21 protein-coding genes are annotated in these 20,071 nt (G+C 61.3%); 13 read left to right on the forward strand and 8 right to left on the reverse strand.

What is annotated here, in order from left to right:
* Together K3724_RS10230 and dusB are read right to left on the reverse strand one after the other, a co-directional pair.
* Positions 1–1,080, reverse strand: coding sequence for a nitrogen regulation protein NR(II) (locus K3724_RS10230; protein WP_259992391.1), 1,080 nt, complete (start codon positions 1,078–1,080; stop codon positions 1–3).
* Positions 1,077–2,063 carry a tRNA dihydrouridine synthase DusB gene (gene dusB, locus K3724_RS10235; RefSeq protein WP_259992392.1) on the reverse strand — a complete coding sequence of 329 codons (987 nt, stop codon included), beginning with the start codon at positions 2,061–2,063 and terminating at the stop codon, positions 1,077–1,079. The genes K3724_RS10230 and dusB overlap by 4 nt, the downstream gene beginning before the upstream one ends.
* 181 nt (positions 2,064–2,244) lie before the next feature.
* Here dusB and K3724_RS10240 point away from each other — a divergent pair, with 181 nt between their 5' ends.
* The 4 genes from K3724_RS10240 to K3724_RS10255 all read left to right on the forward strand — a co-directional run bounded on the left by K3724_RS10240 (position 2,245) and on the right by K3724_RS10255 (position 5,691).
* The gene (locus tag K3724_RS10240) at positions 2,245–3,381 is read left to right on the forward strand and encodes a bifunctional 2-C-methyl-D-erythritol 4-phosphate cytidylyltransferase/2-C-methyl-D-erythritol 2,4-cyclodiphosphate synthase (protein WP_259992393.1); all 1,137 of its coding nucleotides are present in this window, start codon (positions 2,245–2,247) and stop codon (positions 3,379–3,381) included.
* Positions 3,378–3,875, forward strand: a complete 498-nt coding sequence (locus tag K3724_RS10245) for a phosphatidylglycerophosphatase A (RefSeq protein ID WP_259992395.1) — start codon at positions 3,378–3,380, stop codon at positions 3,873–3,875. Before K3724_RS10240 ends, K3724_RS10245 begins: the two co-directional genes overlap by 4 nt.
* Entirely contained in the window at positions 3,872–4,345 is a 474-nt protein-coding gene (locus tag K3724_RS10250; protein WP_409201408.1) for a CinA family protein, read from the forward strand. The genes K3724_RS10245 and K3724_RS10250 overlap by 4 nt, the downstream gene beginning before the upstream one ends.
* A 164-nt stretch (positions 4,346–4,509) precedes the next feature.
* Positions 4,510–5,691 (forward strand): ammonium transporter, encoded by a 1,182-nt coding sequence (locus tag K3724_RS10255; protein ID WP_259992397.1) that lies wholly within the window; start codon positions 4,510–4,512, stop codon positions 5,689–5,691.
* An 85-nt stretch (positions 5,692–5,776) separates the two neighbouring features.
* Here K3724_RS10255 and K3724_RS10260 read toward each other — a convergent pair whose 3' ends face one another.
* Together K3724_RS10260 and K3724_RS10265 are read right to left on the reverse strand one after the other, a co-directional pair.
* Complete coding sequence (locus K3724_RS10260) at positions 5,777–6,418, reverse strand: thiopurine S-methyltransferase (RefSeq protein ID WP_259992399.1); 642 nt, start codon at positions 6,416–6,418, stop codon at positions 5,777–5,779.
* A 95-nt stretch (positions 6,419–6,513) separates the two neighbouring features.
* On the reverse strand, positions 6,514–6,960 hold the full coding sequence (locus K3724_RS10265) for a type II toxin-antitoxin system RatA family toxin (RefSeq protein WP_259992401.1): 447 nt from the start codon (positions 6,958–6,960) through the stop codon (positions 6,514–6,516).
* A gap of 74 nt (positions 6,961–7,034) precedes the next feature.
* On the opposite strand from K3724_RS10265, the gene hpt reads away from it, so the two are divergent.
* Together hpt and K3724_RS10275 are read left to right on the forward strand one after the other, a co-directional pair.
* Positions 7,035–7,580 carry a hypoxanthine phosphoribosyltransferase gene (gene hpt / locus K3724_RS10270; protein ID WP_259992403.1) on the forward strand — a complete coding sequence of 182 codons (546 nt, stop codon included), beginning with the start codon at positions 7,035–7,037 and terminating at the stop codon, positions 7,578–7,580.
* A gap of 242 nt (positions 7,581–7,822) precedes the next feature.
* The gene (locus tag K3724_RS10275) at positions 7,823–8,152 is read left to right on the forward strand and encodes a hypothetical protein (RefSeq protein WP_259992405.1); all 330 of its coding nucleotides are present in this window, start codon (positions 7,823–7,825) and stop codon (positions 8,150–8,152) included.
* 3 nt (positions 8,153–8,155) lie between these two features.
* Here the strand turns inward: K3724_RS10275 and K3724_RS10280 are convergent, their stop codons facing one another.
* Both K3724_RS10280 and lipA read right to left on the reverse strand, forming a co-directional pair.
* The gene (locus K3724_RS10280; RefSeq protein WP_259992408.1) at positions 8,156–9,298 is read right to left on the reverse strand and encodes an amidohydrolase; all 1,143 of its coding nucleotides are present in this window, start codon (positions 9,296–9,298) and stop codon (positions 8,156–8,158) included.
* Positions 9,295–10,248, reverse strand: coding sequence for a lipoyl synthase (gene lipA / locus K3724_RS10285; RefSeq protein WP_259992410.1), 954 nt, complete (start codon positions 10,246–10,248; stop codon positions 9,295–9,297). The genes K3724_RS10280 and lipA overlap by 4 nt, the downstream gene beginning before the upstream one ends.
* A gap of 209 nt (positions 10,249–10,457) precedes the next feature.
* Here lipA and K3724_RS10290 point away from each other — a divergent pair, with 209 nt between their 5' ends.
* Entirely contained in the window at positions 10,458–11,372 is a 915-nt protein-coding gene (locus tag K3724_RS10290; protein ID WP_259992412.1) for a hypothetical protein, read from the forward strand.
* A 186-nt stretch (positions 11,373–11,558) separates the two neighbouring features.
* The gene (locus tag K3724_RS10295; RefSeq protein ID WP_259992413.1) at positions 11,559–12,107 is read left to right on the forward strand and encodes a peroxiredoxin; all 549 of its coding nucleotides are present in this window, start codon (positions 11,559–11,561) and stop codon (positions 12,105–12,107) included.
* 72 nt (positions 12,108–12,179) lie between these two features.
* On the opposite strand, the gene K3724_RS10300 is transcribed toward K3724_RS10295, so the two are convergent.
* On the reverse strand, positions 12,180–13,268 hold the full coding sequence (locus K3724_RS10300; RefSeq protein WP_259992416.1) for a helix-turn-helix domain-containing protein: 1,089 nt from the start codon (positions 13,266–13,268) through the stop codon (positions 12,180–12,182).
* A 233-nt stretch (positions 13,269–13,501) separates the two neighbouring features.
* On the opposite strand from K3724_RS10300, the gene K3724_RS10305 reads away from it, so the two are divergent.
* Positions 13,502–13,861 (forward strand): DUF6477 family protein, encoded by a 360-nt coding sequence (locus K3724_RS10305; protein WP_259992418.1) that lies wholly within the window; start codon positions 13,502–13,504, stop codon positions 13,859–13,861.
* 15 nt (positions 13,862–13,876) lie between these two features.
* Here the strand turns inward: K3724_RS10305 and K3724_RS10310 are convergent, their stop codons facing one another.
* A complete protein-coding gene (locus K3724_RS10310) occupies positions 13,877–15,421 on the reverse strand; it encodes a trimethylamine methyltransferase family protein (protein ID WP_259992420.1) in 1,545 nt (514 codons plus the stop codon).
* Between the two features lie 243 nt (positions 15,422–15,664).
* Here K3724_RS10310 and guaA point away from each other — a divergent pair, with 243 nt between their 5' ends.
* The 4 genes from guaA to K3724_RS10330 all read left to right on the forward strand — a co-directional run bounded on the left by guaA (position 15,665) and on the right by K3724_RS10330 (position 19,971).
* Positions 15,665–17,233, forward strand: a complete 1,569-nt coding sequence (gene guaA / locus K3724_RS10315; RefSeq protein ID WP_259992422.1) for a glutamine-hydrolyzing GMP synthase — start codon at positions 15,665–15,667, stop codon at positions 17,231–17,233.
* A complete protein-coding gene (locus tag K3724_RS10320) occupies positions 17,230–17,880 on the forward strand; it encodes a YdcF family protein (protein WP_259992424.1) in 651 nt (216 codons plus the stop codon). The genes guaA and K3724_RS10320 overlap by 4 nt, the downstream gene beginning before the upstream one ends.
* Entirely contained in the window at positions 17,880–18,752 is an 873-nt protein-coding gene (locus K3724_RS10325) for a DMT family transporter (protein ID WP_259992425.1), read from the forward strand. The genes K3724_RS10320 and K3724_RS10325 overlap by 1 nt, the downstream gene beginning before the upstream one ends.
* A gap of 103 nt (positions 18,753–18,855) precedes the next feature.
* Positions 18,856–19,971, forward strand: coding sequence for an outer membrane protein transport protein (locus tag K3724_RS10330; RefSeq protein WP_259992426.1), 1,116 nt, complete (start codon positions 18,856–18,858; stop codon positions 19,969–19,971).
* The last annotated feature ends 100 nt before the right edge of the window (positions 19,972–20,071 follow it).

The following is a 20,071-nucleotide window of genomic DNA, read 5'->3' on the forward strand; positions in this document are numbered from 1 at the left end:
TCAGCTCTCCTGCGGTTTTGCGTCACGCGGCACGCGTGACAGCGACAGCCGGAACAGCGTGCGCCCGGGAACCGAGCTTACAGATATCCAGCCATTATGCTCCGAGAGGATCTTGCTCACCAACGCAAGCCCCAGCCCGGTGCCATTCTCCCGGCCCGATACAAACGGGTCGAATATGTCATCCTTGATCTTCTCCGGCAGCCCCGGCCCGTCGTCGCAGATTTCAATTTGCAGCGGCAGAAGCTTGCCTGTTCCATCACTGCGGCGCAGCCGGAAGGAATGCTCATAGAAAGTACGGATGGAAATATTTCCACCCTTATTATCAGCCGCTTCCGAGGCATTCTTAAGAAGGTTCAACACCACCTGCAGCAGCTGATCCGCATCCCCCCAGGCCATCGGCAGCGAGGGATCGTAGTTTTCCGTTATGGTCATGCGGGCACCAAACCCCAGAAGCGCCGACCGCCGCGCCCGGTCCAGCACATCATGCAGGTTCACCGGCTTGAAGGCCGGCCCGGTCAGGTTTCCGAACTGCTCCACCTGATCCAGAAGCTTCACGATCCGGCGGCTTTCGCTGACGATCAGGTCAGTCAGCTCCAAGTCTTCGGAACTCAGGTTCATACTCAATAGCTGGGCTGCGCCAGTGATCCCCGCCAGCGGGTTCTTGATCTCATGTGCCAGCATCTCCGCCATGCCGATGGCCGAGGCAGCGGCGGATTTGGCGGAATGGGTCTGTGTCATCCGCCCGGCAAGTTCGCGCGGGGTGACCATCAGCAGCATCACCCCGTCCTGCCCTTGCAAGGGCGCGATCTGCACCCCGCATTGCAGCGGCGCCCGGCTGCCCGAACCGACATCGATGTCATTCACGAACAGCGGCGTGCCCTGAACACGGGCGCGGGCAAAGGCTTCTTCAATCGGCGCGTCAATGGCCAGCGTGTCCCAAACGGGCTGCCCTGCCAGCGCCTTGCGTGAGGTATTCAGAAATCCCTCAGCCGCCGCATTCACATCGGCAATCCTGTCCCGGGAATCGATCAGGAACGCGGGCACTGGCAGCGAGGCCCAGAGGGCGGCACTGTCCATCATGCGGCGGCCTCCGGCTGTTGCACGCTCAGCGCCTCAGGCAGCAAGGCCAATACGTCCTGCGGGTTTTTCCCGGTCAGCACAGCGCGGCGCATGGCTGGTCCGGATCCAGCCTCATCCATGTACCAGCCCAGATGCTTGCGGGCGACACGCACCCCCAGATCCAGCCCGTAAAACTCCAGCATCGCCTTGTAATGCTCTGAAACCATATGGATCAACGCATCACCTTCCGGCACATCCGGTGCCGGCGCACCCCATAGCTCATGGGCCACCTGAGCAAGCAGCCAGGGCTTGCCTTCGGCGCCGCGCCCGATCATCACGCCGTCAGCACCGGACAATTCCAGCGCCCGGCGTGCGGTTGCAGTGTCCAAAATGTCGCCATTGGCCAGCAGCGGCACGCTGACTGCGTCCTTCACCGTCCGGATCGCCCTCCAATCCGCCGACCCCTTGTAGAACTGGCAGCGGGTGCGGCCATGAATCGTAATCATCTGCACGCCGGCTTCGCAGGCCCGCCGCCCCACATCCGGCGCGTTCAGGCAGTTGTCGTCCCAGCCCAGCCGGGTCTTCAGTGTGACCGGCACATCGACAGCCTCCACCACCGCCTCGATCAGTTTCAGCGCGTGATCCGGCGTTTTCAGCAGGGCTGAGCCTGAATAGCCATTGGTCACCTTCTTGGCCGGGCAGCCCATGTTGATGTCGATGATCCGCGCGCCCTGCCCGGCTACGTGTTTCGCGGCCTCGGAAATCCAGTATTCATCCCGTCCGGCCAGCTGCACTGCAGTATTTTCCACATCTGCGCTCAGCTCCGCCCGTTCGCGCACGCCGGGCTTGGCCTGTACCATCTCCTGGCTTGCCACCATCTCACTCACCATCAGCCCCGCTCCGAAAGAGCGGACCAGATCCCGGAACGGACGGTCGGTGATTCCAGCCATCGGCGCCAATGCAATCGGCGGAGACATGGAGGTGGTTCCAAGCGTGAAGGACAACTGCCTAATCCTTGTGCAACTGAGATGTTTTTATCCGAAGCCTTTGCTATGCAGCAATGAAACTGCGCTTTGCAAGGCACAGCAAATCACCACTTGCCTATTTTTCAGGCACATTCCGTGGGGTGATTGCCTATCCCTGCGCCACCTCATAAACAAATGCCGAACTTATCATGAGGCCCGCATGACCACCGCAGCCCTGATCGTCGCCGCCGGCCGCGGCACCCGTGCAGGCGGCGGCACGCCGAAACAATGGCGTCCGCTGAAAACCCGCCGGGTGATTGACTGGACCCTCGAAGCCTTTGAAAAAGCAGGCGTGGATCTCACGGTGCTTGTGCTGTCGCCCGATGACACCGCCGCTTGGGGCGAATTCTCCGGGCACCCCAGCTTGATCCTGGCCGAGGGTGGTGCCGAACGCGCAACCTCTGTCCTGAACGGGTTGAAGGCCCTGGAGACGCATGGCGTGGAGAAAGTGCTGATCCACGACGCCGCCCGGCCCTGTGTCAGCAGTGATCTGATCCAAAGCATTCTCGATGCCTTGGACGAGATCCCTGCAGCAGCCCCGGCTCTTGCTGTGACCGACGCGCTGTGGACTGGCGCCGAGAACACCGTCACGGGCACTCAGGACCGCAACGGCCTCTACGCCGCTCAAACCCCCCAGGGCTTCCGGTTTCAGAACATACTGGCCGCACATCTGTCCCATCCCGGCGGCGCGGCGGATGACGTTGAGGTTGCGCGCGCCGCAGGTCTTGACGTTGCAATCATTCCGGGCGAGCCGGACAATATCAAAATCACCCGCCCCGCGGATTTCACCAGGGCGGAACGCATTCTGGGAGCTGACATGGATATCAGGCTTGGCAATGGCTACGACGTGCACCGGTTCGGCCCCGGTGACAGCGTGATCCTCTGCGGTGTGGAAATCCCGCATGAGAAAACCCTGCAAGGCCACTCCGACGCCGATGTCGGGATGCACGCCGTCACCGATGCGATCTATGGCGCACTGGCGCGCGGCGACATCGGCCAGCATTTCCCGCCCTCCGATCCGCAGTGGAAGGGTGCTGCCAGCGAGATCTTCCTGCGCCATGCCGCCGATCTGGCGCGCGAGATGGGTTTCACCCTGTCGAACGTCGATTGCACCCTGGTCTGCGAATACCCCAAAGTCGGCCCCCACGCGGCCCGCATGCGTGAAGTCATGGCCCAAATCCTGGGTATCGAGGCTGACAGGGTTTCGATCAAAGCCACAACGTCCGAACGTCTCGGCTTTACCGGGCGCGGTGAGGGCATCGCCGCCATCGCCACCGCTGCGCTGGTGAAGGCATGACCCCAGCGCAAGCAATCGGCACCGTCTGCGGCGTTGGCTACATCCGCCCGGCCCCCGGCACCTGGGGATCGCTGGCCGCCCTGCCCTTGGCTTACGGCTTGCATCAGCTGGGCGGTTTCCCCCTGCTGGCCCTGGCGACCCTTGCCTGCATCCCGGCTGGCATCTGGGCGACCAAGATCATGACCGCCGGCAGCGACAACCACGACCCCTCGGAAATTGTGGTGGATGAGGTCGCAGGCCAGTGGATCGCGCTTTGGGCCATCTCCTATCCGGCCTGGGCGCATGGCATTCCTATCACCGCACTTTGGCCCGGCTGGATCAGCGCGTTCCTGCTGTTCCGCCTGTTCGACATCTGGAAACCGGGCCCCGTCGGCTGGGCAGATCGCCAGGAGGGCCCGTTTGGTGTTATGATGGATGATGTCATCGCCGGCATCATGGCCGCCATCGGCGTTGCCCTGCTGGCCGGCTTCTCGCACGGGGTACTGGGATTATGAGTGTGGATGTGGCAAAGCTGATCACCCAGGCAAAGGCGGCAGGTCTCACCATTGCCACCGCCGAAAGCTGCACCGGCGGCATGATTGCGGCGGCGCTTACGGATATTCCCGGCTCCTCCGCCGTGGTCGATCGCGGCTTTGTCACCTATTCCAACGACGCCAAGATGCAGATGCTGGGCGTAAAGACGGAAACTCTGGACGCCAAAGGGGCGGTCAGCGAGGACGTTGCGGCTGAGATGGCCGCAGGTGCGGTGACACAGGCAGGTGTTTCGCTCGCGGTCTCCGTCACTGGCATCGCCGGTCCCGGCGGATCAGAGTTCAAACCCGAGGGCCGCGTCTGTTTCGGCCTAGCCCGTGCCGGTCATCCTGCGGTCACTGAAACCGTGGACTTCGGCGCCATTGGCCGCGCCAATGTCCGAACCGCCGCCCGCGACCATGCACTGTCTTTGCTGATGCAGGCGGTTTCGTAAACCGGGTGCATTCCGGGCAGCGCCTGCAAAAGCCTGCCCAAAAAACCGGCACTTGCAAAAAAGCCGCCGAATTGTGCGGCTTGCGAACCTCTGCCGCTTTTTTTCGCGCAGGTTTTCCGCTTTCTCCTGACCTCACCGGTTTTTCAAGGGGAAGGAACACTCGGATGAACGGAGCGGATACCGCATGGATCATTGTGGCCACGGCCCTGGTCCTCTTCATGACATTGCCAGGGCTGGCCCTGTTTTATGGCGGCCTGGTACGTGCCCGCAATGTGCTCAGCGTCTTTATGCATTGCTACGCCATTGCCTGTTTGATGAGCGTTCTGTGGCTGGCATTCGGCTACACAATTGCCTTTGGCAGCAGCACCAGCGGCCTGTGGGGCGGGCTGGACAAAATTTTCCTGAACGGTGTCACCGCCGACAGCCTCTCCGGCACATTGCCCGAGGTTCTGTTTTTTGCCTTTCAGATGACATTTGCCATCATCACGCCCGCGCTGATCGTCGGCGCCTATGTGGAGCGGGTGGGCTTTGGCTTCGTCCTCGTATTCTCGGGACTTTGGATGCTTCTGTGCTATGCGCCGGTGGTGCATTGGATCTGGGGCGGCGGTTTCCTGGCCGATGGCGGTATCTTCGGCGTGACCGGCGTCAAGGACTTTGCCGGCGGCATCGTGGTGCATGAAACCGCAGGTATCGCAGCGCTGATCATCGCCTTCTACCTTGGCCCGCGTAAAAACCGCAGCATCCCGCCGCACAACCCCGGCTATGTAATGATTGGCGCTGCAATGCTGTGGGTCGGCTGGTTCGGCTTCAACGGCGGCTCGCAGCTGGCCGCTGACGGCGGGGCCGCAATGGCGCTGACCGTAACCCATCTTTCAGCCGCCACCGCCTCGCTCAGCTGGGCATTGTGGGAAAAGATCAAATACGGCAAGGCGTCGCTGGTAGGCCTGGTCACCGGTACCATTGCCGGGCTTGCCTCAATCACGCCGGCCTCCGGCTTTGTCGGCCCGGTGGAAGCGCTGATCATCGGGGCCGTTGCAGGTGTCCTGTGTCAGGAAATGGTCAATCTGGTACGCAACAAGATGCAGATCGACGACACGCTGGATGTGTTTGCCGTGCATGGCGTCGGCGGTATCTTTGGCACTATCATGATCGCCGTCTTCGGCGCCGGCACCTGGGCCGCACAGCTGGGCGGGCTGGCAATTGTCGGCGCCTTTACCGTGGTTGTGACCATCGTGCTGGTTAAAATCTCCGCTTTCATCACGTCTTTGCGCGTGGATCTTGAAAGCGAGACCAACGGCCTCGATCTTTCAGTTCATGGTGAGCGTGCGTACGACATGAACAGCTGACCCCGGCTATGACGCATGCCGCCACTCACGGCAGACGGTGCAATTTCCGCACCGGGCGGGTCCCTTCGGGGGCCCGTCTTGCGTTCTAAACCAGCGGTTTCAGCAGCCAGGCCTGTTCCAGCGCGTTGCAGCGTTCACCGATGCGGCCGTCAGCGGCACGTTCCTCAATCAGGGTGATCGCATGCCTCTCCCGATACAATGCTTGCACGGTTTCACCCGGCACCGAAAACGGCGGGCCTTCCATCAAGGGCTGATCATAGTCAAATCCGACCAGAAACTGCTGCGCACAGCCAGTGATGCGGTTGAGTTGCACAGCATATGCCTTGCGGTCCTCAGGCTTAACCGCAACCAGCGCCGCCCGGTCGTAAACCGCATCCACTGTGCCCAGATACTCTGCCGTCAGCGCAAAGAAGTCTCCCGCAAAAAGGGTCAGACCGCCCGCCTGGAAACGTATAAGGTCCCCTTGCCGGATCACCTCAGGCTCCAGACCCTGGCGGGCAAAAACCTCCTCAACAGCGCCCTGATTGAACTCAATCCCGGATACCTGCAGCCCTTGGCCGCACAGCCAGTCCAGGTCCAGTGCCTTACCGCAAAGCGGCACAAAAACCGACTGGCCCGCGTGCAAGCCCAGCTTTGGAAAATGCTGCTTCAGCAGGGTGTTGGGCGCGTCTTCGTGAAAGCCGATCCGGTTCTCGCGCCAGCGCGCCTGCCAAAAGTCCTGTTCCATCCCGGCGCAACCCTTCCTGATTGATATTGAGACCAGCCCCGATACAACTTCAAGCCCGCCTCAAGTCAATTCAGAAATGCCGGTCAAAGTTCGTGTCAGTTGTACAGCTCCGCCGCCCGGCGTTCAAAAGCGCGCACAATGCGCTGCATCGCTTCGTTGAAGACCACGCCGATGATGCCCTGCAGCACCGCGTTCTTGAATTCGAAATCAACAAAGAAAGACACATCGCAAGTGCCGTCCTCGCGCGGGGCAAAGGCCCAGTGGGACTTCATGTAGCGAAATGGGCCGTCCAGATATTCGGTATCGATCTTACGCTCACCCGGATACAGCGTCACCCGGCTGCCAAAGCGTTCACGGAACACCTTGAAGGAGATCACCAGATCCGCCTCTAACACCTCGGCCTCGCCGATCGGTGCGCGGCTGCGGATGCGGGCGGCGGAGCACCAAGGCAGGAATTTCGGGTATTGCGCAACGTCGGCAACCAGATTGTACATCTGCTGCGCCGAATAGGGCATCTGGCGGGTTTCCGAGTGTGTGGGCATCGGCCTGCTGATTTTCTGCTACAATTGTGCCGCGTCATGTCCTATGAACGCGCGGGAAATTCAAGGGGGCAGCCATGTCACAGCGTCCATATGTCATTGATGTGATGATCTCGGCCAAGGCCATTGCAGCACGGATCGAAGAGCTTTGTTCAGAAATTCATAGTGAATTCGCAGGCACCGACAAGCTGGTCGTGGTTGGCCTGTTGCGCGGCAGTTTCGTGTTCATCGCCGATCTGGTACGCGAGCTGGACCTGCCGATCGAGGTCGATTTCCTGGAGGCGTCCTCTTACGGCGACGCAATGGAAAGCAGCCGGGAAGTGCGCATTCTCAAAGACTTGCGCGGCGCCATTGAAGGGCGCGACGTGCTGGTCGTTGAAGACATCGTCGACACTGGCCACACGCTGAACCATGTCACCCACCTGCTGCAAAGCCGCAATCCGGCGCGGCTGAAATCCATTGCGCTATTGGACAAACCATCCCGCCGCGAGGTGGATTTCCGCTCGGATTGGGTGGGGTTTGAGATCCCGGACGAATTTGTCGTGGGCTATGGGATCGACTACGCGCAACGCAACCGGAACCTGCCGCATATTGGCAAAGTGCGGTTCACGGACGAGGGCTGATCCGCTTCCGGCCCGCCGCACCCCAAGAGTTTTGCATTCCTGCGGCCTGCAGGTTCATGGCGCCCGCATATGCAGCAAAGCCACAATCCGCAGAAAAACGCACCCGGCCAAGCTGCGCAAAGAAACCGGCGCCGGACCGCCGGTTTCCGCCCGCTTTCGGCGCTTTCCGGCGCAGCGGATTTGCCTTTTCCGTCAGCCTTGATCATCTGTGAGCCCAAAGCAGTGATCACAGGAAACCCGCAATGCAAAAGACCGCGATAGTGGCCGCAATTGCAGCAGCAAACCTCGCCCTTGCCCCCGCCGCGACCCTTGCCGGACCGAAAAAACAGGCGCCGGGCCACAACAACAGTGCCGCCTATCATGCGCCCGGCCAGGTGAAAAAACGCCAGGCAAGGCAAGGCCATATCCAGGGCGGCGACTGGATTTATGTAAAAGACTATGATCGCTGGGGCCTGAAACCGCCGCGCGACGGTCACCGGTACGTGCGTCAGAACGGCAAAATCTATGAGGTCGTGAAAGACACCCTTGCCATTATCGGCGCGGTTGCTGTTGTCGACGCGTTGCTGAAGTAACGCTCAGCCCAGCAGGTTTCTGACCGCCTGCAGGAGAATCCCGGCCCCGGCCGGGATCGCCGCATCCGTGAAATCGTAATCCGGATTGTGCAGCTGCGGCTGATCCGTGCCGGAGCCGAGCCAGAACATCGCCGCTTTCGCCTGTTTGCCGAACTGGCCGAAATCCTCGGACCAGCGCTGGGGCACGTCCTGCATCTGTGCCGGGCACCCCGCCGCTGCGGCAGCCGCACGCAGAACGGCAACCGCCTCGGGATGGTTGGTGCAAGCGTCAAAGACGTCATCAAATTCGATTGAAAATGTCAGCCCTTCCGCGGCGCAGGCCTGTTCCACATGCGCCGTTGCAGCAGCAATCAACTGCTCCATGCGGGCATCGGTGACGGTGCGCAGCGTGGCCCAAACCTCGCCATAGCCAGGCGCAATGCCAAAAGCGGCCTCGCCCAGCCGCGCGTGAGTCAGGGTGACCAGGGCAAACTCCGGCCCCAGTTCAGCGCCGCTGCCCAAATCCGCCAAGCCCGGCAGCAGCTGCGCTATGGCACCGGCGGGTGACACCCCGTCCTGCGGCGCGGCAGCGTGGGAGGTCTTGCCGGCCAGCTTGATCCGCATCCCGCGCGACGCGCAGTTGGCGGCACCGGAACACAAGGCAACCTGCCCCACCGGCAGGCCCGGCAGGTTGTGCAGCGAGAAAGCATAGTCCGGTGCAATCTGAGCGAAAGCCGGGTCGGCAATCATCGCCGCGGCGCCCTTGCCGGTTTCCTCGGCGGGCTGGAACAGCAGCACAACCCGGCCCCGTGCAGGGCGCTGTTCTGCCAGGTCCTCTGCCAGGGCGGCAACCATCGTCATATGGCCGTCATGGCCGCAGAGATGGCCGCGGCCCTGATGGGTGGAACGGTAGGGCTGATCCGAGAGTTCTTCGATCGGCAGGCCGTCAAGCTCGCAGCGGATCAGAACGGTGGGGCCGTCGGAAATGCCGTCAAAAACCGCGGCAACCCCGTGGCCGCCCAGCCCGGTCAGCAGCTGATCCGGTTCAAAATGGCGCAGGTAATCCGCCACCATGGCGGCGGTCTTTTCCTCGGCGCCCGACACTTCGGGGATTTGATGCAGTGCATGGCGTAAGGCGCGGAGCTGCGCCAGACGCTCGGGCGTCATGCAAGCCCCAGCTTTTTGTTGCGTGCTTCGCGCAGGCGGGCAAAATCATCACCGGCATGGTAGGATGAGCGCGTCAGCGGCGTTGCCGAGACCATCAGGAAGCCCTTGCCATAGGCGGCTTTCTCATAAGATTTGAATTCTTCCGGCGTCACGAAACGGTCCACCGCGTGGTGCTTGGGCGTCGGTTGCAGATACTGGCCGATGGTCAGGAAGTCGATGTCTGCAGCGCGCATGTCGTCCATCACCTGTTTCACCGCCTGTGCATCCTCGCCCAGGCCAACCATGATGCCGGATTTGGTGAACATCGACGGGTCCAGTTCCTTGACCCGCTGCAACAGCCGCAGCGAGTGGAAATAGCGGGCACCGGCGCGGACCTCCGGGTACAGGCCCGGCACGGTTTCCAGATTGTGGTTGAACACGTCCGGGCGGGCTTCCACGACTTTTTCCAGCACCGAGGGGTCGCATTTCAGGAAGTCAGGGGTGAGGATTTCGATGGTTGTATTCGGCGAGCGGTGGCGCACCGCCCGGATGGTCTGGGCAAAATGCTCGGCTCCGCCGTCCTCGATATCGTCGCGGTCCACCGAAGTGATGACAACGTGGTTCAGCCCCAGCTTTTGCACCGCATCCGCCACCCGGCCCGGTTCGAACACGTCCAGCGCCTCGGGCGGCTTGCCGGTCGCAATGTTGCAAAAAGAACAGGCCCGGGTGCAGACCTCGCCCATGATCATCATGGTGGCGTGGCCCTGGCTCCAGCATTCGCCGACGTTGGGGCAGCCGGCTTCTTCGCACACCGTGGTCAGCTTGTTGTCGCGCATGATTTTATGCGTTTCCGCATAGCCCTTGCCGCCCGGCGCCTTGACCCGGATCCAGCTTGGCTTTTTGGGCTGAGCGTTGTCGGGACGATGCGCCTTTTCAGGGTGGCGCTGCTCCGGGATCTTTAGGTCTCTCACGTGGGTTTCCCTTCCGGCCTTTGGCGTTCTGCGCAGGTTTAACATAGCTGAATTGGCTTGGCACGGGCATATCGTCAACCCTGCCCTGCAGCCTTATCATGGCTCAAACTTCGCAAATGCGCCGTTTTCCTTTGCCAAAGTGACGCTGGGGAACACATAATTCACGCGAAGCAAGAAGATTTCGCCGCAAATCATTCAGGGAGGGACGCATGGCCAAGGAGCTGGAAAAGTTCAAAGCAGAGCATAAAAAGCTGGCTGCAGGCACCAAGACATACACCACTGCTGAGGGCGACAAGCTCAAGAAACGGGTTGGGATTTCACTGGGCAATGCCTGGGAGGGCGAGGATTATTTCCGCGAAAGCCTGGCCAAAGCGCGCAAGGACGGGGTCGAGTCCAAGAAAATGGCGGACCTGCAGAAGAACAAGAATTTCAAGGACGGGCTGACCACCTGGAACAAGGCGGTGGATATCCATCAGGAAGAGCTGGATGCCATGCTGGGCTTTTGCGGCGACGCCAAGGCGCATCTGGCGAAGCTGGACAAGCTGCTGGCCGAGATCACCAAGGATCTGAAAAAGCGGTCCAAGACGTCAGCCTCGAAAAAAGACATCGAGGCGCTGCAGGGTGTGCTGACCAAGGAAGCTGCCGAAGTGAAGAAAGCGGTGCAGTATGAGGGCAAGCTGAACGCGGCCCAGAAATTCTATGCGGCGAATTTCCAGAAGAACGTGGCCAAGATTCTGAAGGAAAGCGACGACTCTCAGGACAAGAAGCTGGATGCAACCGAGCTGCCGCAGCTGCTGGTGGACCGGAACCTGAAGAAATACACCAACCGGGTCGGGGCGCTGGTAAAGGCAATCAATGCGCATTGCGTATCGGCCATCGAAAAGGCCGGGCAAGACCTGAAAGCAGCAGCGCCGGATCTGAAGGCCGCGGCGGCGAAATACAAAGACCTGAAGAAAATCAACGACCAGTACCAGACGGTGAAAAAGAAGTTTCCCGGCATAATCAACGATTCCAAGGACAAGAAGAAACTGCTGGCCACATTGAAGAAATTCAATGACCTTACCACAGCGGCCGAGCGTAAGCTGCGCGGCACCACAGTGACAATAAAGAAGGCAGCGGCCTGACCGGCAGCACCTCTCCTGATGGCATCAAAACCCGCGCCCGGTGTGCCGCCTTTTGGCTCCCGGATGGCGCATCTGCGGCGTCTTGTCCGGAACCTTCACAACTTGCTCACGGACTTGTTGATACCGGCTTAGAATCGTTTTAAGCCTGCCCGCCGAACGAACACCCACCTTCAGGAGCATTCCGAAATGAAAGCTGGCGTTAAGCTGCCCGACGTGACCTTCCACACCCGCGTCCGTGACGAAGCGGTCGAAGGCCCGAACCCCTTCCGCTGGGAAGACAAAACCACCGCTGATTATTTTGCAGGCAAGCGCGTTGTGCTGTTCTCGCTGCCCGGCGCCTTTACCCCCACCTGCTCGACCTACCAGCTGCCGGGCTTTGAAAACGGCTTTGCCGATTTCCAGGCCGAAGGCATCGACGCGATCTACTGCATGTCGGTGAACGACAGCTTTGTGATGAACAAATGGGCCGAAGCGCAGAACCTGGCAAACGTGGACGTGATCCCGGACGGCTCCGGCGAATTCACCCGCAAGATGGGCATGCTGGTCGCCAAGGACAACCTGGGCTTTGGCAACCGCTCCTGGCGCTATGCCGCTATCATCGACAACGGTGTTGTTGAAGCATGGTTCGAAGAGCCGGGCCTGTCCGACAACCACGGCGATGACCCCTATGGTGTCTCCTCGCCCGAGACCGTGCTGAAGCACCTGAAAGAAGCCAAGGCAGAAGTCGCCGCCTAAGGCGTTGCCAATTCAGGCAGTTTAACGGGTCCGCCAAATGCGGGCCCGTTTTCGTTTGCCGTGCTTGCGCGGTCAGCCGATCAGCTCAGCCTCCTGCGCGCTGGTCTCGCCGTAGTAATCTGCCAAATGCTGCAGGGCGATGCGCAGCACCACCTTGCCCGACCGGGCCGGCCAGCCCAGATTGCGTTCTGCTGTTTCCAGCCCTTCCAGATGGCAGCAACAGCGCAGAGCGATGTCGCTCAGCCCCATCCCCAGCGTCTGCAGCGCCTCTGTCATGCGCTTGCGCGCCGCAGCCCCGGCTTCCTGGCTGCTGCTGCGCAGCGCTTGGCTGCCGTTCGTAAAATACAGCTTCTCCTGCATCAGATGGCCGCTGATCTGGGCCAGCTCGAAATCCTCCCGCAGACGCTTGCCGGCGCTGATCATGCCCGGGGTCAAAAAGGAATTGCCATCTTTGTCCGACAGCCGGGCCAGCATCTCCAGCGGCGTTTCGGATCCGCCGTAGCGTGGCTTGCGGCCATAACTGGATTTGCCGTTGTCTTCGGGTGCCAGAAACGGCGTTTGGGCTTCGGCAAAGCCGCCCTCCAGACGGGCCCGCGCCCGGTTCTCCTGGTCGGCAATAATCCGGTTCAAGGCGCTGCGCCCTGATGGGGTGATGGCATACCGGCTGATCCGGCTCCGGCGGGCACAGGAAATCCAGCCAGTCAAAGCCAAAGCACCGGCCAGCGGGCGCGAAACGGCCACTTTCTGCCCGTCTGACTCGGCGCCTTCGCGCACGACCACCGCCATTTCCATGCCCTCAGCCGCAGCCAGAACCGCACCGCCGCGGCTCAGCAGGGTCAGGACACTGGCGGCCTCCTGCTCGAACCCGGCAGTCAATCCGCGCCCGGCCGGTTTGCCCGGGCTGGTGCCGGACTTGCTGGGTTTTCCGGACTGACCGGAAGATGTTTGGTAACGCCCGGCAAGGTAGGTCAGAACTTCGTCGATCAGCGGATCATCCCGCAGGGTCTCCACCCGCCTGACCTGCCGCAGGATGGTGGAAGGATGACACCCGGCCTTGCGGGCCAATTGCCGGATCGGGCGGCCTGCCTCTGTGTGCTGAAGGTAACGGCATGTCTCAAGCGGCACCCAGCCAGGCAGGGACGCGTGCGGTATGTTTTGCATATATCAAGCCCCGGTCGTCAGCCAGGCCAGCCTGTCAGCCGCAATCAATAGCGTCTGAGGCTTTTCCACGTACGCCTGACTGTAGTTGAACAAATGCGCGGATCAGGCCCCATTGTTTCCAGAGAAAACATAATCATCACAAAACGTACCGTTCGCCGGTAGCCCCCTCGCCGCAACACCACAATAGGTTGTGATATAGCAGATCCGGTACAGAGAATTGAAAGGAGAGGACCATGCAGGACGTATACACCCGGCTTACATTGCTCCGGCGCCCTCGGATTCTGGCAAGGGCTGCCCGGCTGGGGGCGCAGAACTATAGCCGGCAGCGGGATCTGCGCCGGATTCTAGGGTACGGGACCCTGCCCAAGCCGGCCGCGGCCGTAATGCAGCTCCTGGAGCTGGAAAGCGCGCAGGACACCGCACGCAAGGCAGGTGAAGCGGGATATTCGCTGATCCGGCATGTGGATGTGCTGATCGCGCTGGCGGGCGAAGCCGCTTTCCTGCGCAATACTGCGACCCGGCCAAAAACAGAAACGGCGGCCCCGCGGGACCGCCGTTCTGCTGCGGCAGAGGCGGCTGCCCCCTGCCCCTAAGCTGTAGCTGCGCGATTACATGAACGCGTCGGGCATCGAAGCTTTCTTTTCAGCCACATACTCGTCCAGAGCCATTTTGATGGCCGGGTCCAGTGCCGGCTGCTCGTAAGTGGCCAGCAGTTTCTCGACGCGGTTGGTCGCCAGCGCATAGGTGTCGCGCGCGCCTTCTTCTTCCCACTGTTCAAAGGGTTTGTAGTCGAGCAGTTCGGACTTCCAGAAGGCTGATTTGAAGTTCTCCTGGGTGTGGGCGCAGCCCAGATAGTGGCCGCCGGGTCCGACTTCGCGGATGGCGTCCATCGCCTGGGCGTTTTCGTCCACGGACACGCCTTTGGCCAGGCCGTGCAAAACGCCCAGCTGGTCGGCGTCCATCACGAACTTCTCAAAGTCGGCGACCAGGCCGCCTTCGAGCCAGCCGCAGGAGTGCAACTGGAAGTTCACACCCGACAGAAGACCCATGTTGAGCGAGTTCGCTGTCTCATAGGCTGCCTGCGCGTCGGGCAATTTGGAGCCGCAGAAAGAGCCGGCCGAACGGTAGGGCAGGTTCATGCGGCGGGCCAGCTGACCGGCGCCATAGGTGATGTGCGACGCTTCCGGGGTGCCGAAGGTCGGCGCGCCCGAGTTCATGTCGATCGAGGTCACCATGGCGCCGAAGATCACCGGCGCGCCTGCGCGGCACAGCTGGCTGTAGGCGACACCGGCCAGAACCTCGGCCAGAACCTGCGTGAGGGTGCCCGCAACCGACACCGGCGCCATGGCGCCGCCAACGATGAACGGCGAGATAATGCAGGCCTGATTGTTCTTGGCGTAGACTTCCAGCGAGCCCATCATCACATCGTCGAAAGTCATCGGCGAGTTGATGTTGGTGAGCGAGGTCATCACAGTGTTGTTCTGCACGAACTCCTTGCCGAACAGAATGCCGGCCATATCGACCGAGTCCTGCGCCCGGCTGGGTTCGGTAACCGAACCCATGAACGGTTTATCGCTGAGGGTCATATGCGCCATCAGCATGTCCAGGTGGCGCTTGTTCACCGGGATATCGGTGGGCTCGCAGACGGTGCCGCCCGAGTGATGCAGCCATTTGGACATATAGGCGAGCTTCACGAATTTGTTGAAGTCGTCCATGGTCGCGTAGCGGCGTCCACCAGCAGCGTCGCGCACAAACGGCGGGCCGTAGACCGGTGCCAGCACCATGTTGCGGCCGCCAATAACCACGGATTTCTCCGGGTTGCGGGCGTGCTGGGTGAACTCGGACGGAGCTGTTTCGCACAGCTTGCGGGCCAGTCCGCGGGGGATGCGCACGCGCTCACCGTTGACATCTGCACCGGCTTCGCGCCAGCGCTCCAGCGCCGCCGGGTTGTCAACGAAGTTGACGCCGACCTCTTCCAGGATGGTATCCGCGTTGTATTCGATGATCTCCAGCGCTTCCTCGTTCAGGATCTCGAAGTTCGGAATGTTGCGCTCGATGTACTTCGCGGTCTCGATCTTGACGCTGGTGCGTTCGGCGCGGCGGGCGGCGCCGCCGCCACCCCGTGCGCGACGGCGCGGTGCTGCTTCTGTCATGGTTTATCCTCACCACAGGCATTTCATTGCGATGGGTATTATAGCCACCTCACACCACGCCGCCGCAGGATTACGGCCATTCAAGTTGAAAAGCGACATTGGCGGGGCATTTTGCACCGTGGTTGTGAACTTTCGCATACCCTGGCCAGGTTCAGGACCGGTCTGCCGTGAAAATCGCGGCTGCGGGCTGGCGCAGGCTCAAACCCTCTTGCGGAAAAGGCTTTCCTGCCCTATGGCGCGTGCATGACAGAGACATCCCATGACCGCCTTCTCATCATCGACTTTGGCAGCCAGGTCACGCAGCTGATTGCACGCCGCCTGCGCGAGCTGAACGTCTATTGCGAAATCCACCCCTATCAGAATGTCACCATGGAGTTTGTGCGCGAGCTGGCGCCCAAAGCTGTGATCTTCTCGGGCGGGCCGGACAGTGTGACCCGCGAAGGGTCGCCGCGTGCGCCGCAGGAGATTTTCGACTATGGCGTGCCGATCCTGGGCATCTGCTATGGCCAGCAGGTGATGATGCACCAGCTGGGCGGCAAAGTGGAAAGCGGCCACGGCACCGCCGAATTCGGCCGCGCCTTTGTGACCCCCACCGTGGAGACACCGCCGCTGCTGGAAGGCTGGTTTGCCAATGACAGCGACCGCGAGCAGGTCTGGATGTCGCACGGCGACCACGTGAGCAAGATCGCACCGGGGTTTGAAGTCTACGGCACCTCTCCCAACGCGCCTTATGCCATCACCGCCGATGTCAGCCGCAATTTCTATGCGGTGCAGTTCCACCCCGAGGTGCATCACACCCCGAACGGCGCCAAGCTCTATGAAAATTTTGTGCGCCTGGCGGGCTTCAGCGGCGACTGGACCATGGGCGCCTACCGCGAACAGATGATCGAAAAGATCCGCGAACAGGTTGGCGACAAGCAGGTGATCTGCGGATTGTCCGGCGGTGTGGATTCCTCAGTTGCGGCGATCCTGATCCACGAAGCGATCGGCGACCAGCTGACCTGTGTGTTTGTCGACCACGGGCTGCTGCGCAAGAACGAGGCGGAAGAAGTCGTCGCCATGTTCCGCGACAACTACAACATCCAGCTGATCCACGCGGATGAGCAGGAGCTGTTCCTGGGTGAGCTGGACGGCCAAAGCGACCCGGAAACCAAACGCAAGATCATCGGCAAGCTGTTCATCGACGTGTTCCAGAAACACGCCAACACCATCGAAGGCGCCGAGTTCCTGGCACAGGGAACGCTGTACCCGGATGTGATTGAATCGGTGTCCTTCTCGGGCGGCCCGTCAGTCACCATCAAGTCGCACCACAACGTGGGCGGCCTGCCGGAGAAGATGGGGCTGAAACTGGTCGAACCCCTGCGCGAGCTGTTCAAGGACGAAGTCCGCGCATTGGGCCGCGAACTGGGCCTGCCCGCAAGCTTCATCGGCCGCCATCCGTTCCCCGGACCGGGCCTGGCGATCCGCTGCCCCGGTGAGATCACCCGTGAAAAGCTGGAGATCCTGCGCGAGGCCGATGCGGTCTATATCGACCAGATCCGCAAGCACGGTCTATATGACGATATCTGGCAGGCTTTTGTGGCAATCCTGCCGGTCCGCACCGTGGGCGTGATGGGCGACGGTCGCACCTATGATTTTGCCTGCGCCCTGCGCGCGGTGACCTCGGTCGATGGCATGACAGCCGATTACTACCCCTTCAGCCATGAATTCCTGGGCGAAACCGCCACAAGAATCATCAATGAGGTCAAGGGCATCAACCGCTGCACCTATGACATCACCTCGAAGCCGCCCGGCACCATTGAGTGGGAATGATCCGGCGGATCACAAAATTGGCCCAGTGGTTTGCTGCCGCTGGGCTTTTTACATTTTTGGCGGTGCTTTGCTGGACCTTCCTGTGGCCGGACAATGATCCAGCGGAATTGCCCGCAGCGAATGCAATCATCTGCCTGGGCGGCGGCATGTCCGCAGATGGCTCCCTGCACGCACCGACGCAAAAGCGGGTTGAGACCTGCGCCCGGCTTTACCACGCCGGGCGGGCACCGCTGGTGGTGTTCACCGGCGGGCGCGCGATTCCGGGCGGCCCGTCTGCGGGCGCGCAAATGGCGCATCTGGCGCAACAGTTCGGTGTGCCGCCAGACGCCATCCTGATCGAGCCTGAGTCGCAATCGACCCTGCAGAACGCGCTGTATTCCTTGCCGCTGCTGCCCCTATCGGAGAACCTGATCTTGGTGAGCGAGGCCTTTCACCTGCCCCGCTCCTGGGCGTCCTTCCGCTGGGCCGGAGCGCGCCGGCTGCAGCTTGCAGCATCTGAAAATGTGCGCCGGGATCCAGAAACCCGCTGGCCCAGCTTCAGTATTCTCTTGCGGGAAACCGCTGCGGTCTGGTTCAACCTGTTCAGGGCCGCCGCTTGGAGCGCTGCCTCCACCGTGGATTTGCAAAACGATGATTGGCTGCACTGATGACTGACAACGCCAAAGCCGCCCTTTGGATGATCGGCGCCATTGTCTCGTTTTCCGCCATGGCCATTGCGGGCCGCGAGGCCGGGCTGACCCTCGACACGTTCGAAGTCATGACCTACCGCAGCCTGGTCGGGGTGATCATCGTGTTGGCGCTGCTGACGGCGACGGGCAAATGGCATCAGGTCAGCCGGGCGCGGCTGGGCGTTCACGCTGTGCGCAATCTGTTCCATTTCACCGGCCAGAACCTGTGGTTCCTGGCGGTGACGCTGATCCCGCTGGCCCAGGTCTTTGCCTTGGAGTTCACCTCGCCGCTGTGGGTGATCATCCTGTCGCCGCTACTGCTGGGGGAAGTGCTGACCCGGCGCCGGATGCTGGCGGCGGCGATCGGCTTTGCCGGCATCCTGATCGTGGCCCGCCCCAGCCCGGACACCCTGAGCCTGGGGATCGGGGCCGCAGCCAGCTGCGCGATCTTCTTTGCCCTCACCGCGATCCTGACCAAACGGCTGACCCGGCACGAAACAACTGCCTCAATTCTGTTCTGGCTCACCGCCATGCAGCTGGTGATGGGCCTGCTGGCGGCAGGCTGGGACGGCGACATGGCGTTGCCGGACGCCACCACCCTGCCCTGGCTGGTGCTGATCGGCATTGCCGGGTTGACCGCGCATTTCTGCCTGACAACCGCGCTGTCGCTGGCGCCTGCCAGCGTGGTGGTGCCGGTGGATTTTGCCCGCCTGCCCGCCATCGCCATTCTGGGCATGGTGATCTATGGCGAAGCGCTGGATGCCTGGGTGCTGAGCGGTGCCGCTATCATCTGCATTGCAAATTACCTTAATATAGTTGCGAAGCGGTCCCCTGAAACCCTTGGGAATTGATCGAATCCGGCAAGTTGCCGTGCGGTTAATGTTGATTTGCGGAATTCGGCCCGATTACGTTCGCGTAAAGCGGCCCTTACAGGCCGCAATTCAGGGAGGAAAAATGAAACGCTATCTTGCAACGTCGGCGGCATTGGCGCTGGCATCTGGTTCTGCCATGGCAAGCGGTCTTGACCGCACCGGCCAGCCGATCGGCATCATCTTCGAAGAAGGCACCTACGCAGAGTTCTCATTCGCGACCACATCCGTGGATCTGTCGGGTAATGACCGCACATCGCTGAACCCGCTTGGCTCCGCTTCCGGAGATGTCGGCGACCGCTTCAACATGTTCGGCGCAGGCTACAAGCGGGACATCAACGACCAACTGTCCTTTGCCGTGATCTTCGACCAGCCTTGGGGTGTGGATGTGCTCTATCCGGCGGGCGGTTCTGCGCTTCTTGGCGGCACCAAGGCGCAGGCGGATGCAAATGCGGTGACCGCCCTTTTGCGCTACAAGTTCAACGAGCGTTTCAGCGCCCATGGCGGTATCCGGTACCAGGAGATCGACGGCGAAATCAATCTGAACGGTCTTGCCTACAGCGTCATTCCCGGCGGCACCTACAATGTCAAGGTAGACAAAGACGGCGCATTTGGCTGGGTAGCCGGCGTGGCCTATGAGATCCCAGAGATCGCCCTGCGCGCAGCGCTGACCTACAGCTCCGAGATCGAACACGATTTCGACCTGAACGAGAGCTTTGCCGGGAGCCCGGGCCTGAACACAACAACCTCAACCAAGACCAAGACCCCGCAATCGGTAAACCTGGACTTCCAGACCGGTATCGCCGCAGACACGCTGCTGTTTGGCGGCATCCGCTGGGCGGAACACAGCGTGACCGACCTGGTGCCCGGCCGTTTGGGCCGCGACCTGATCGATCTGGACGACTCCTTTACCTACACATTGGGGATTGGCCGCAAGTTCAACGAAAACTGGTCGGGGTCTTTGGCGCTGATCTATGCGGATGTGGACGGGGATGACCTGGTGTCGCCGCTGGCACCGACCCATGGCTATGAGGCGATCCGGCTTGGGGTGCAATACAAGCAAGACAAGATGACGATCTCGGCCGGCATCCGTTACACCCAGCTGGGTGACTCGGTCGCCTCCCCCGGCGGCAACCCTGTTACCAACTTTCAGGATAACGACGCGGTCAGTTTTGGCATGAAAATCGGCTACAACTTTTAAAGCGCCGCAAGACGGAAAATCTGACCCCGCCCGCATACTCCGGGCGGGGTTTTCGTTTGCCGCAAGATCCGGGTCGCCTGGCCGCGCCCGGCGGACTAGA

The sequence above is a fragment of the Leisingera sp. M658 genome (assembly GCF_025144145.1).
In the GTDB taxonomy this organism is placed as follows: domain Bacteria; phylum Pseudomonadota; class Alphaproteobacteria; order Rhodobacterales; family Rhodobacteraceae; genus Leisingera.